At 70.2% G+C, this 13,092-nt stretch carries 13 protein-coding genes; 11 read left to right on the plus strand and 2 right to left on the minus strand.

Annotated features, from left to right (window positions below; genetic code table 11):
• Positions 1-74 precede the first annotated feature (74 nt).
• From AC3WRT_RS09050 to AC3WRT_RS09085, 8 genes are all read left to right on the plus strand, one after another.
• Complete coding sequence (locus AC3WRT_RS09050; RefSeq protein WP_492721141.1) at positions 75-1,196, plus strand: ScyD/ScyE family protein; 1,122 nt, start codon at positions 75-77, stop codon at positions 1,194-1,196.
• 202 nt (positions 1,197-1,398) lie between these two features.
• Positions 1,399-2,307, plus strand: coding sequence for an ABC transporter substrate-binding protein (locus AC3WRT_RS09055; protein WP_492721142.1), 909 nt, complete (start codon positions 1,399-1,401; stop codon positions 2,305-2,307).
• Positions 2,304-3,281 carry an amino acid ABC transporter permease gene (locus tag AC3WRT_RS09060; protein ID WP_492721143.1) on the plus strand — a complete coding sequence of 326 codons (978 nt, stop codon included), beginning with the start codon at positions 2,304-2,306 and terminating at the stop codon, positions 3,279-3,281. Before AC3WRT_RS09055 ends, AC3WRT_RS09060 begins: the two co-directional genes overlap by 4 nt.
• On the plus strand, positions 3,281-4,165 hold the full coding sequence (locus tag AC3WRT_RS09065) for an amino acid ABC transporter ATP-binding protein (RefSeq protein WP_492721144.1): 885 nt from the start codon (positions 3,281-3,283) through the stop codon (positions 4,163-4,165). Before AC3WRT_RS09060 ends, AC3WRT_RS09065 begins: the two co-directional genes overlap by 1 nt.
• A gap of 41 nt (positions 4,166-4,206) precedes the next feature.
• Entirely contained in the window at positions 4,207-5,526 is a 1,320-nt protein-coding gene (paaK, locus tag AC3WRT_RS09070; RefSeq protein ID WP_492721145.1) for a phenylacetate--CoA ligase PaaK, read from the plus strand.
• A gap of 122 nt (positions 5,527-5,648) precedes the next feature.
• Positions 5,649-6,086: a nitroreductase/quinone reductase family protein gene (locus AC3WRT_RS09075; protein WP_492721146.1), complete on the plus strand. Its 438-nt coding sequence runs from the start codon at positions 5,649-5,651 to the stop codon at positions 6,084-6,086.
• A 48-nt stretch (positions 6,087-6,134) separates the two neighbouring features.
• Positions 6,135-6,917: a DUF402 domain-containing protein gene (locus AC3WRT_RS09080; protein WP_492721147.1), complete on the plus strand. Its 783-nt coding sequence runs from the start codon at positions 6,135-6,137 to the stop codon at positions 6,915-6,917.
• A 166-nt stretch (positions 6,918-7,083) separates the two neighbouring features.
• Positions 7,084-7,365 carry a hypothetical protein gene (locus tag AC3WRT_RS09085; protein ID WP_492721148.1) on the plus strand — a complete coding sequence of 94 codons (282 nt, stop codon included), beginning with the start codon at positions 7,084-7,086 and terminating at the stop codon, positions 7,363-7,365.
• Between the two features lie 46 nt (positions 7,366-7,411).
• Here the strand turns inward: AC3WRT_RS09085 and AC3WRT_RS09090 are convergent, their stop codons facing one another.
• Complete coding sequence (locus AC3WRT_RS09090; protein WP_492721149.1) at positions 7,412-7,777, minus strand: GntR family transcriptional regulator; 366 nt, start codon at positions 7,775-7,777, stop codon at positions 7,412-7,414.
• Between the two features lie 153 nt (positions 7,778-7,930).
• Here AC3WRT_RS09090 and AC3WRT_RS09095 point away from each other — a divergent pair, with 153 nt between their 5' ends.
• The 3 genes from AC3WRT_RS09095 to AC3WRT_RS09105 are packed head-to-tail and all read left to right on the plus strand — an operon-like array spanning position 7,931 to position 11,607.
• A complete protein-coding gene (locus tag AC3WRT_RS09095; protein WP_492721150.1) occupies positions 7,931-9,409 on the plus strand; it encodes a cytochrome ubiquinol oxidase subunit I in 1,479 nt (492 codons plus the stop codon).
• A 16-nt stretch (positions 9,410-9,425) separates the two neighbouring features.
• Positions 9,426-10,490 (plus strand): cytochrome d ubiquinol oxidase subunit II, encoded by a 1,065-nt coding sequence (cydB, locus tag AC3WRT_RS09100; RefSeq protein WP_492721151.1) that lies wholly within the window; start codon positions 9,426-9,428, stop codon positions 10,488-10,490.
• Positions 10,491-10,533: 43 nt separating this feature from the next.
• Positions 10,534-11,607 (plus strand): ABC transporter transmembrane domain-containing protein, encoded by a 1,074-nt coding sequence (locus AC3WRT_RS09105; RefSeq protein WP_492721152.1) that lies wholly within the window; start codon positions 10,534-10,536, stop codon positions 11,605-11,607.
• Here the strand turns inward: AC3WRT_RS09105 and AC3WRT_RS09110 are convergent.
• A complete protein-coding gene (locus AC3WRT_RS09110; RefSeq protein WP_492721153.1) occupies positions 11,510-13,042 on the minus strand; it encodes an aminopeptidase P family protein in 1,533 nt (510 codons plus the stop codon). The genes AC3WRT_RS09105 and AC3WRT_RS09110 overlap by 98 nt on opposite strands.
• Positions 13,043-13,092 lie beyond the last annotated feature (50 nt).

The raw sequence follows: 13,092 nt of genomic DNA on the forward strand, positions 1-13,092 counted from the left end.
CGACGTCGAGGACGCCGCTGGGGGCGGCGCGGTCTCGGGGCGGGCCCCTCCCTGGACATCGAAAGGGAACACACATGCCACAGGGCACCCGAAGGAGCAGCACCACACTGACACGTCCCAGGTTTGCCGCGACGGCCGCATGCGCCGTCGCTCTGGGCATCGTCGCCGCGGTCGGCGCGCCACAGGCGTCGGCGGACAGCAAGAACTGGCACAAGGTCCTGTCAGACTCCCAGATGGGGCCGTTCAACCTCGCGGTCAACCAGCAGAAGGTCTACGTCGCCGACGGATTCCCCGGCACGCTCACACAGGTGGGGTCGGAGAAGCCTCTGGCGCAGGCCCCCGGACTCGCCGGCGTCGACTTCTCCCCGGACGGGAAGTCGTACGCGTACGCATGGAGCAACGACAAGCACACCGTGGGCGGTCTCACCATCCACGCCGCCGGGAAGCCAGACGTGTTCGGAAACCTCGTCGGCTACGAGGCGAGCCACAACCCGGACAGCGTCAACACCTACGGCATCGTGGCGGGCGGGAACCCCTGCGCCGAGCAGATTCTCGGTCAGCTGACGGGTGGGGCCGCGACATACACCGGCGCTATCGACTCGCACCCCTACTCGGTCGCCTGGAGCCCCTCGGGCTGGTACGTCGCCGACGCCGGCATGAACGCCGTGGTCAAGGTGGACCGGGCCGGTCACGTGTCAACCGTCGCGGTCCTGCCGCCGCAGCCGGTGACGCTGACCAAGGCCATGGCCGACAGCATCGCGAAGGAGGCCGGCGCCCCCGCTGGCGCCTTCGACTGCCTCGCCGGGGTCACGTACGCCTTCGAGCCGGTCCCGACCGACGTCGAGGTGGACCAGCACGGGGCGCTCCACGTGTCGATCCTGCCGGGAGGCCCGGAGAGCCCGGCGCTCGGGGCGCGAGGAAAGGTCTACGGCATCAACGCGACGACACACGCCATGAAGCAGGAGCTGGGAGGCCTGCTCGGAGCCACGAACGTCGCCGTCGCGCCGGACGGAACCCTGTACGCCACTGAGTTGTTCGGCAACAGGGTCACACAGCTGAGGAACGGCACCAGGTCTACGACGGTCTCCTTCGACCGACCGCTCGCTGTCGAGGTCCACGGCGGGTACCTCTACGTAGGACAGCTTGCCGACCTCGAAACGGGCTCCCCCGGCTCGGTGGTGCGCTTCAAGCGCTAGCCGGGGACACGGCATACACGCGCAGTTGAGCGGTTGGAGGCGCTCCGGGCGGGTCTGCCCGGGGCGCCTTCTGTGCGCTGGCTAACGGTTCGGCTGCATCTGTGCGAACGCGCACGGAAAGGTGGAAGGATCGACGAGTCAGCCGGCATACCGTCGCGTCTGATCGACTCGTTCGACCTGTTCGCCCGGAAGGACCCTCCTGATGCGTCGCATGTCCCTCATCGCCGTCACCGGTCTCGTGGCCGCCGGCCTCACGCTCTCCGCCTGCGGCTCGAACTCGCTGTCGGGTTCGCCCGCCGCGGGCGGTACCCCTGCGGGGTCGGCGAGCGCGGCAGGCGGCGGCGTCGACCAGGCCCTCGCCGCCAAGGTTCCGGCCAAGCTCAAGTCCGCCGGCAAGATCGTCGTCGGCACCGATCCCACCTACGCGCCCAACGAGATGCTCGCGACGGACGGCAAGACGGTCGAGGGGTGGGACGTCGCCCTCTTCGACACGGTGGCCGCCAAGCTCGGCCTCAAGACCGAGTACGTCCCGGCCGGCTTCGGCACGATCATCCTGGGCGTGACGGGCGGGAAGTACGACATGGGCGTCTCGAGCTTCACCATCAACCCCGACCGCAAGAAGGAGGTCAACATGGTGAGCTACTACAGCGCCGGCACGCAGTGGGTCGTCGCCAAGGGCAACCCCGAGAACGTCAACATGGACGACGCCTGCGGCAAGAGCATCGGCGCGCAGAAGGGCACCGTGCAGGCCGAGGACCTCGCGGCGCGCAGCAAGAAGTGCACCGACGCCGGCAAGCCGGCCATCACGCAGGTCATCCAGACCGGTCAGGACCAGGTCACCGCCGACGTCGCCAGCGGCAAGACCGTCGCGATGCTCGCCGACTCTCCCATCGGGCTCTACGCCATCAAGCAGACCGGCACGCTCGAGGCGCTCGGCAAGATCTACGACTCGGCTCCCTACGGCTACGTCGTGCCCAAGGACCAGACCGACTTCGCCAACCTCCTCGTCGACGCACTGAAGGCCGCCAAGGCCGACGGCAGCTATGAGGCGGCCCTGAAGAAGTACAACGTCGAGGCCGGCGGGATCGACAACTTCGCCGTCAACCCGTGAGCCACCCGGTGAGCAGCACGACGACCGACCGGCCGCCTGCCGTCGCAGAACGGCCGGGCGTCATCCATGCCCGGCCGGTGCGCCACCCCGGCCGGTGGGTCGCCCTGGCCGTGATCCTCCTGCTCATCGGGATGATGATCAGCTCGTTCGTGACCAACCCGCGCTGGGACTTCTCCAAGGCGCTCGAGATCATGCAGCAGACCCCGGTGCTCGAGGGGCTCTGGAAGGGCACGATCATCGGCACGATCGGGGCGATGGCGATCGGCATCGTCGGCGGCGTCATCATCGCCGTGCTCCGCCTGTCGGAGAACCCGGTGCTGCGCGGCGTCTCGTTCGTCTACACGTGGTTCTTCCGCGGCATCCCGCGACTCGTGCTGCTGGCGATGATCGGCAGCGGAATCGGCTTCCTCTACAGCAAGGTCGACTTCGGCGTGCCGTTCGGCCAGCAGATCGCGTCGTTCATGGGCCTGTCGAGCAACTTCACGTTCTTCACCCTCAACGTCAACCAGTTCTCGAGCACGCTGCTCGCCGGCATCATCGGCCTCGGTCTGTCGGAGGCTGCCTACATGGCCGAGATCGCCCGCGCGGGCATCCTGTCGGTGGACAAGGGCCAGGCCGAAGCCGCAGCGGCTCTGGGCATGAACCGCGGCCAGGCCATGCGCCGGGTCGTGCTGCCGCAGGCGATGCGGGTGATCGTGCCCCCGACGGGCAACGAGACCATCGCCATGGTCAAGGACACCTCGCTGCTGTCGGCGATCCCCGTGATCACCGAGCTCTTCTACCAGACCAGCGCCATCGGCAACCGGACGCTGCTGATCATGCCGGCCTTCGTCGCCGTCACCGCGTGGTACCTCCTCGTCGGCTCGGTCCTGATGGTCGGGCAGTACTTCCTCGAGAGGCGCTTCGGCCGCGGCTTCGGCACGGGTGCCCCGAACAAGCGGGCCGCACGGCCCGCCGGAGCAGGAGGCGCCTGATGTCGGAGACCACCACCACGCCGCAGCCGCAGTCGCAGCCACAACCCCAGCCGCACGAGCGGTCCCGCACGGGTGAGGACCGGCCGCTCGTCCACGCGGTGAACGTGATGAAGAGCTTCCACGGCGTCGAGGTGCTCAAGGGCATCGACCTCGATGTGCACCGCGGCGAGGTCGTCTGCCTGCTCGGGCCCTCCGGCTCGGGCAAGACGACGTTCCTGCGCTGCATCAACCAGCTCGAGGCCATCGACGGCGGCCGGATCTGGGTCGACGGCGACCTCGTCGGCTTCCGCGAGGACGGCGAGCACCTGCACCACCTCACCGACAAGCAGGTCGCCACGCAGCGCCGGGAGATCGGCATGGTGTTCCAGCGCTTCAACCTCTTCCCGCACATGACGGCGCTCGATAACGTCATGGAGGCGCCCGTCCAGGTCAAGGGCGTCGGCAAGAAGCAGGCTCGGGCGCGCGCGCTCGAGCTGCTCGAGCAGGTCGGCCTCGGCGACAAGCCGAGCGCCTACCCCGCGCAGCTCTCCGGTGGCCAGCAGCAGCGCGTCGCCATCGCGCGAGCCCTGGCCATGGATCCGAAGCTGATGCTCTTCGACGAGCCGACGTCGGCCCTCGACCCCGAGCTCGTCGGCGAGGTGCTGCGCGTCATGCGGGAGCTGGCCGACCAGGGAATGACGATGATCGTTGTGACGCACGAGATGGGCTTCGCCCGCGACGTCGCGGACCACGTCGTCTTCATGGACGGCGGGGTGGTCGTCGAGGAGGGCAAGCCGAAGGAGGTCATCAGCAACCCGCAGCACGAGCGGACGAGGTCGTTCCTCAAGCGGATGCGCACCGAGGACGATGAGGCCGCGGCCGACGCCGAGTCCCTCGGGACCTGACCCCGGCGGACGGGTGGCGGTCGGGTGGGCAGAATGGGGCCATGACGACGGAGTCACCTGCGAGTCGACCGGCGCTGCCCGACGACGAGATCCCGACCCTGGGGGTCGACGAGCTGCGCGCCCGGCAGCTCGAGCATCTGCACCGGACGGTGCGGACGGCATACGACAACGTCCCGCACTACCGAGAAGCCTTTGACGCCAGAGGGTTCCACCCTGACGACGTGCGCTCGCTCGACGACCTCAGCCGTATGCCGTTCACCACCAAGTCGGACCTGCGGGCCAACTATCCCTTCGGGATGTTCGCCGTCCCGCGCGAGCAGGTCGTACGCGTGCACGCCAGCTCGGGGACCACCGGGCGTCCCACCGTGGTGGGCTACACGAAGGCCGACATCGGCACGTGGGCCGACCTGATGGCCCGCTCGATCCGGCTGGCTGGTGGCCGTCCCGGCGACGTCATCCATGTCGCCTATGGCTATGGCCTCTTCACCGGCGGGCTCGGCGCCCACTACGGCGTCGAGCGGCTCGGCGCGACCGTGGTGCCGGTGAGCGGCGGCATGACCGAGCGCCAGGTGCAGCTCATCCGCGACTTCCAGCCACGCGTCATCATGGTGACGCCGAGCTACTTCCTGAGCCTGCTCGACCAGATGGAGCGCGAGGGCATCGACCCGGCCACCACGAGCCTGAAGGTGGGGATCTTCGGGGCCGAGCCGTGGACCGAGTCGATGCGCCAGGAGATCGAGCGGCGCACCGGCATGGACGCCGTCGACATCTACGGCCTGTCGGAGGTGATGGGGCCCGGCGTCGCGCAGGAGGCCGCGGCGACCAAGGACGGGCTGCACCTCTGGGAGGACCACTTCTACCCCGAGGTCATCGACCCCGTCACCGAGGAGGTCCTGCCCGACGGTGAGGTCGGGGAGCTCGTCCTCACCTCGCTGACGAAAGAGGCGATGCCGGTGATCCGTTACCGCACAAGGGATCTCACTCGTCTGCTGCCAGGCACTGCTGTTCCGTCGATGCGCCGGATCGAGAAGGTCACGGGGCGCACCGACGACATGATGATCATCCGCGGCGTCAATGTCTTCCCCACCCAGATCGAGGAGCACGTGCTCGCGGAGCCACGGCTGTCGCCGTACTTCCAGTGCGTGCTGACCCAGCCCGGCCGGATGGTCGAGCTCACCGTCCTCGTCGAGCCGCTGGCGTCCCTCGAGCCCGGCGCCGCCGAGTCGATCGCCCGCACGCTGGAGCACTCCATCAAGACCCACATCGGCACGACGTGCCGCGTCGAGGTGCGCGAGCCGGGGTCGATCGAGCGGTCCATCGGCAAGGCCCGGCGGATCGTCGACGAGCGTCGCACGACCTGACACGCGGCACCGTGCCGCCCCATGTGCGCCGATTGCGCCGTTCGGCGTCCATTCGCGCTCGCGGGGTGCTTGACTCGGAAAGACCGGAGCTTCGCGGATCCGGGGAATGAGCGAGGTCGACGATGAGCACCATGAAGGCGCGCCTCTGGCGGGGCGCCAACGCAGCCGCGGTCTGGCTCTACCGCCGCACCGGCGGCAGGGTCGGCGGCAAGGGGAAGGGAGGCACCCCGGTCCTGCTGCTCACCGTGCCGGGGCGCAAGTCCGGGGTCCCGCACACGGTGCCGGTCGGCTATGTCGTTCGCGACGGCGCCTACTACCTCGCCGCCTCCGCCAACGGCTCCCCGGACGACCCGCAGTGGATCCGCAACCTGCGACGGGCGCCGAGGGCCACCATCGCGGTCGGCAGCGTCACCCACCCGGTCGACGTCGAGGTGCTGAAGGGGACAGAGCGTGATGCCGCGTGGAAGGACGTCATCGTCGCGACCTTCCCCTTCTTCGCCGACTACGAGACGAAGTCTGGGCGCACGATCGCCGTCGCCCGACTCACGCCCACCGGCTGAGCGCCCCAGGTGTCCAGACGATCTGGCAGCCGCTCGTAGGGTGGTCGCGTGACCGACGCCGTGCTGCCCGCTTCCGGTCCCATCCTCGCGCCGTATGCCGTGCCGGTACCCCCGGGCGCCCGCGCCCTCGGTGTGCCACCCTTCCTCGACCCCGGCGACGTCGTCATGTGGCGCTACCGCGACCACGGCTGGCGGCCGGGGCGGCCCGAGACCGCCTCGCCCATGCGGGTGGTCCGCGACGACGATCGCGGCCTCGTGGCCTGGCTCGCACCGGGCACGGTGCAGCTGACGAAGAGGTATGCCGACGGCTCGGACCTGCGCGACGTGCCCATGGGCGAGCGGTTCCTCCGGGACGCGCAGCGCGTGCAGGCGCGGTCGCTGTGGCGCGGCGCCGGCATTCTCCGGATCGCCCCCGCCGAGTGCCCGTGGTCGGTCTGGCTCTTCTGGGACGTCCCGGACGACCTCGACCCGGCGGACCCGAGGGCCCACGGCGCCTGGGAATTCGCCGGCTGGTACGTCAACCTCGAGACGGCGCACCGCCGCTCCGGGCACGACACCTTCACCGGTGACCACGTGCTCGACCTGTGGATCGAGGCCGACGGCACGGTCAACGTCAAGGACGCCGACGAGCTGGAGGCCGCCGTCGAGCAGGGCCGCGCGACCGCCGAGCAGGCCCGCGCGATCCGTCACAACGGCGAGCACGGGCGGGCGTCGTTCGAGCGCCGTGAGTGGCCCTTCGTCGACGAGTGGACACGCTGGCGGCCCGACTTCGCGTGGACGACCCCCAGCCTGCGAGACGACGAGCGTTGGGACATCGACCTCGTCGAGTGACGCTTTGCGGACGCTGCCCCGTCCCAGATGACGACCACCACTCGAGCCGGGTGGTTCATGTCGCCACTCAAGGGTCGCTCGCAAGGCAAGTCGCGGTCGTCATCTCACACCGGACTCATCGACGATCACCACGAGGTATCAGCGGGGTGACGGCTCGCTCTGATGCGTGGGAGCGACCGACCGCACCCACCCACAGCGGATCAACCACACCAGGAGCATCGTCATGGGCATCCCCCTGCACGTCGCGCGCATCGCCGGCGCCTGGCCGCACCAGTTCGCGCAGCCGGCCCCGAGCCCCCGTCAGCCCCGTCGAGACCGCTCGCGCCGCAGCTCGGTCGCGCGCATCCTGCACCCGCTGCACCCGCTGCACCCGCCGGTGGCGCCGACCCGCCCGGCCCCCATCGCCGAGCCGAACCGGCTCGGCACGAAGCCGGCCCGGCACGCTTGACGCGAGCACACGGCATACGCCCGCGGTCCGACACCAGGGGAACGGCTCAGCCTCGCTGGGCCCGCCGGACGATCTCCACCGCGGCGGCGTCCGCGACGCCCGCCGCACGGGCCGCAGCGACGTACCGCGCCGCCAGCACGCCGAGCGCAGCCTCGGCCGCATGCTCCCCGGACGCGACGACCGTGCCGGCGCGACTGCGTGTCTCGACCAGGCCCGCGGCTTCGAGCTCCTTGTAGGCCCGCGCCACCGTGTTGGCCGCGAGGCCGAGGTCGGCCGCGAGCGCCCGGACGGTCGGCAGGCGATCGCCTGGTGCGAGGGCGCCGCTGCGGATGCGCGCCTCAACCTGGGCGCGCACCTGCTCGAAGGGCGCCTCCGAAGCGTTGGCGTCGACGACGACGTCGAGATGGGTCACCCGGGAAGTAAGGCAGCGACGCAACGCGGTGTCAACGCCCCCGTCCGTGAGCGGCGTCACGCGTTCAACGCTCGACATCCGCACCGGACTCGCGAGTCCACGGTCTAGCATCTACTACGTCATGTAGTTCTGACGCGACCTCGTGGAGCCCCCATGGATGCAACGGACCTGGCCAGGTGGCAGTTCGCCATCACCACCGTCTACCACTTCCTCTTCGTGCCGATCACGATCGGCATGTCCCTCATCGTGGCCGTCTTCCAGACCGCCTGGGTGCGCACGCACAACCCGCAGTGGATGAGGCTGGCGAAGTTCTTCGGCCGGCTCTTCCTCATCAACTTCGCGCTCGGGCTCGTGACGGGGATCGTTCAGGAGTTCCAGTTCGGGATGAACTGGAGCGACTACTCGCGCTTCGTCGGTGACATCTTCGGGGCCCCGCTGGCCGTCGAGGCGCTGCTCGCCTTCTTCCTCGAGTCGACCTTCCTCGGCCTGTGGATCTTCGGCTGGGGCCGCCTCCCGGAGAAGCTGCACGCAGCCACGATGTGGCTCGTCCACATCGGCACGGTGCTGTCGGCGTACTTCATCCTCGCCGCGAACTCCTTCATGCAGCACCCGGTCGGCTACCGGTTCAACCCGGTCAGCGGACGCGCGGAGCTCACCGACTTCGTCGCGGTGCTCACCAACAAGGTGCAGCTCGTCACGTTCCCGCACGTCATCGCCGCGGCCTACATGGCCGGTGCCGGAGTCGTCATGGGCGTCTCGCTCTGGCTCATGCGCCGCGAGGTCAAGCGGGCCGTCGACGACGCGCAGGACGCGACCCGGACCGACGCCCCGATGTACCGGACGGCCACCCGCATCGGCGCCGTCCTCACGCTCGTCGCCGCCATCGGCGTCACCGTGACGGGCGACGTGCAGGGCAAGATCATGACCGAGGTGCAGCCGATGAAGATGGCCGCCGCCGAGGCGCTCTACGAGTCCGTGCCGGCGGGCCAGGGAGCACCCTTCTCGGTGCTGACGGTCGGCTCGCTCGACGGCTCGCACGCCAACGCGCTGATCGAGATCCCCGGCCTGCTCAGCTTCCTCGCCACCGGGAACGCCGACGGCGCCGTCAAGGGCATCAACGACCTCAAGGCGCAGTACGCCCAGACGTACGGCGCGAGCGGCAACCCCCGCGTCGCCGACCTCGCAAGCGCCTACGTCCCCAACATCCCGACCACGTACTGGACGTTCCGTCTCATGATCGGGCTCGGGATCGCCGTGTCTCTCATCGCGATCGCCGTCCTCTGGCTGACCCGCAAGGACCGCACCCCGACAGCGAGGTGGTTGGCGTATGCCGCCGTGGCCGCTCCGCTCCTCCCGGTCCTCGCCAACAGCTTCGGCTGGATCTTCACCGAGGTCGGGCGCCAGCCGTGGATCGTCTTCGGGCTGATGACGACGGCCCACGGTGTCTCGCCGAGCGTCTCGATGGGTGAGGTCATCACCTCGATGGTGGTCTTCACGCTCCTCTACGGGGCCCTCGCCGTCGTCGAGGTCAAGCTCTTCCTGCACTACGTCCGCAAGGGGGCCGACCCCTTCGAGCAGCCGCAGGACCCCGCCGACCGGGACGAGGACGCACCCCTCGTCTTCGCCTACTGAGAAGGGTTGCGCTGCAATGGATCTCGCCACCTTCTGGTTCATCCTCCTCGGCGTTCTCTGGACGGGATACTTCGTCCTCGAGGGCTTCGACTTCGGGGTCGGCATGCTGCTGCCGGTCCTCGGCGGCACGCGCTACGCATCCGACCCCACTGACGGTGAGAAGCGCCGCCGCGTCCTGCTCAACACGATCGGCCCGGTCTGGGACGGCAACGAGGTGTGGGTGATCACCGCGGGCGGGGCCACCTTCGCGGCCTTCCCGCACTGGTACGCAACGCTGTTCAGCGGCTTCTACCTGCCGCTGCTGCTCATCCTGGTGGCCCTCATCGTGCGCAACCTCGGCTTCGAGTACCGGCACAAGCGCCCCCAGGCCGAGTGGAAGGCCCGTTGGGACCTGGCCATCTTCTGGGGCTCGCTGGTGCCTGCACTCCTGTGGGGCGTCGCCCTGACCAACATCGTGCGCGGCGTGCCCATCGACGCGGCCAAGGAGTACACCGGCAACCTCTTCACGCTGCTCAACCCGGCCGGCCTGCTCGGTGGCCTCGTCTTCGTGGCGCTCTTCCTCACGCACGGCGCGATCTTCGTGGCGCTGAAGACTGACGGGAAGATCCGTCACGAGGCACGCCAGGTCGCCGAGCGGGTGGGCGTCGTCGCGGCCGTGCTCGCGGTCGCCCTGCTCCTCTGGATCGGCCTGACCGACGGCAAGCTCGCCTCGTGGATCACGACCGTCGTCGCTGCGGCCGCGCTCTTGGGCGGGCTCGCCGCCAACCGCGCCGGCCGAGAGGGCTGGGCCTTTCTCGGCACCGCGGTCACCATCGCCATGGCCGTCGCGACCTACTTCCTCGTCCTCTTCCCGAACGTCATGCCCAGCTCGACCAACCCGGCCTGGAACCTGACGATCGCCAACGCGTCCAGCACGCCCTACACCCTCAAGGTCATGACGATCGTGGCGCTGGTCTTCACGCCGATCGTGCTGCTCTACCAGGGCTGGACGTACTGGGTCTTCCGCAAGCGCCTGACCACCGAGCACATCCCGGCGGACGTGCCCGAGCCCGAGGCACCCCTCGAGACCGTCGCTCAGTGATGCGCCCCGCACCCGTAGCGACTGACGAAGAGAGCCGGACGCGGTGAAGCCCTTCGACCCGCGACTGCTCCGGGCGGTCCCAGCCGCCCGGAGGCCCGTCGCCGTCCTCGCCGCCACCGGCATCGCGAGCGGTCTCGCCACGATCGCCACGGCCTTCGCCCTGTCGGGGGTCGTCGTGGCGGTCGTCGACGGCGCCGACCTGAGCCCTGCCCTGACGTGGCTGCTGGCGCTCTTCGCGGTGCGCGCGCTGCTCGCCTCGATGACCGAGCGGGTGGCCGCCTGGGCCGGCGTCTCCGTCTCGTCGGCACTGCGCGCGGCCCTGCTGCACCGCTGGGGGAGCGTCGACGCCGACGCGCGGCTGGAGCCCGGCGCCGCCGTCTCGCTTGCCACCTCCGGCACCGCGGCCGTGGAGCCGTATGCCGCCCGCTTCCTCCCCACGCTCGTCACCGCCGCCGTGGTGCCGGCCCTCGCCGTCGCGACACTCGTCGTCGTCGACTGGCCGAGCGCCCTCGTCGTCGTGCTGACCCTGCCGCTGCTGCCCGTCTTTGCCGCGCTCATCGGCAGGGCGACGGCGGAGTCGACCGAGCGCCGTTGGGCCGCCCTGGCAGCCCTGTCCGGCCACTTCCTCGACGTCGTCCGCGGCCTGCCGACACTCGTCACCTACGGTCGGGCGCGCCGCCAGGTGACGACGGTCCGCGAGGTCAGCGACCGGCACCGGCGCGCGACGATGGAGACGCTGCGCATCGCGTTCCTCTCCTCCGCCGCGCTCGAGCTGCTCGCGACGATCTCGGTCGCGATCGTCGCCGTCACCGTCGGGCTGCGCCTCTCGCAGGGCTCGATGGAGCTCGGTCCCGCGCTGGTGGCGATCCTCCTCGCGCCCGAGGCGTACTGGCCGGTGCGCCGGGTCGGCGCCGAGTACCACGCCGCCGCCGACGGAGCCGTCGCCCTCGACGCCATCCTCGGCCAGCTCGAGCCCACCACCCCCGCTCCGAACGCCGCGTTCGGTGAGGGGGAACGGGTCAGGCGCGGGCTGCCCAGATGTCGGCGATCCACTGCTCGACGTCGGCGCTGCTGCGCGGCATCGCGGCCGAGAGGTTCTCGCAGCCGTCCTCGGTGATCAGGACGTCGTCCTCGATGCGGACGCCGTTGCCGCGCAGCTCTGCGGGCACCAGCTCGTCGTCGGCCTTGAAGTAGAGCCCCGGCTCGACCGTGATGACCATGCCCGGCTTCAGCTCGGCGTCGGAGTACTCCTCGCGGGTGGCGAGGGCGCAGTCGTGCACGTCGATGCCGAGGTGGTGGCTCGTCCCGTGCACCATCCAGCGGCGGTGGTACTGCCCGTGCTCGAGGTCGAGGGTGCCCTCGACGTCGACGCCCTCCGGCAGCAGGCCCCACTCGTGCAGGTGCTCGGCGATGACGCGGATCGCGGCGGCGTGGACGTCGCTGAACTTGTTGCCGGGGCGGCAGGCGGCGATACCGGCCTCCTGGGCGGCGTACACGGCGTCGTAGATCCGGCGCTGGGCGTCGGTGAAGGTGCCGCTCACCGGCAGCGTGCGGGTGATGTCGGCGGTGAAGAGGGAGTCGACCTCGACGCCGGCGTCGAGCAGCAGCAGGTCACCGTCGTGGATGTCGCCGGTGTTCTTGATCCAGTGCAGCGTGTTGGCGTGGTCGCCGCTCGCACAGATCGAGTCGTAGCCGACCCCGTTGCCGTGGTGGCGCGCGTTCAGGCCGAAGACGCCCTCGACCCAACGCTCGCCGCGGCCGCGGCGAACCGCCTCGGGCAGGTCGGCGATGACCGCGTCGAAGCCCTTGTGGGTGCCGGCCACCGCGTCCCGCATCTGCTCGACCTCCCACTCGTCCTTGACGAAGCGCAGTGTCGAGAGGAAGGCGGCGAGCTGCTCGTCGGCCTCGCGCTGGGCGTCGGCCCGAGCCTCGGACCCGGAGTCCTGCTCCGTCTCCGCGGCACGCACGCGGTCGACCCTCGCGGTGACCTCGCCGTCGGCGTCGCGCACGACGCGGACCGTGACGTGCCCGGCGTCCTTGCCCACCGCGTCGGCGAACTCGTCGATGTGGCGGGCGGTCAGCCCGAGCTCCGACTCGATGTCGGCGAGGGTCGGGCGCGCCCCGACCCAGAACTCGCCGTAACGCGAGTCGCCGAAGAACTCCTCGGTGTCGCGGTCGGCGAGCGGGCGGAAGTAGAGGACGGCCTCGTGCCCATCGGCGTCGCCGTCCTCAGCGCGGCGCGGCTCGAGGACGAGCACGGCGTCCGGCTCGCGGTCGCTGCCGAGCCCCGTGAGGTGCGCGAAGGCGCTGTGCGGCCGGAAGACGTAGTCGGTGTCGTTGCTGCGCACCTTGAGGCCGCCGGCCGGGATCACGAGGCGCTGGCCGGTGAAGGCGGCGCTGACGGTGTCACGGCGACGGGCCGCATGGTCGGCGACCTCGGCCCGAGGGGTCACCTCGGTGCTGCGAGGAGCCCAGCCGCTCGCGACGAAGGCACGGAACTCGTCGGTCGTCGGCCGCTTGCGGCTCGGAGAGGTCTTCTGCTCTTCACTCATCTCGTCATCGTGTCATGGCGAACGGTCCCCTCCGCAACAAGGATGCTCGT

Source organism: Terrabacter sp. FW104-15G4B (assembly GCF_058790095.1).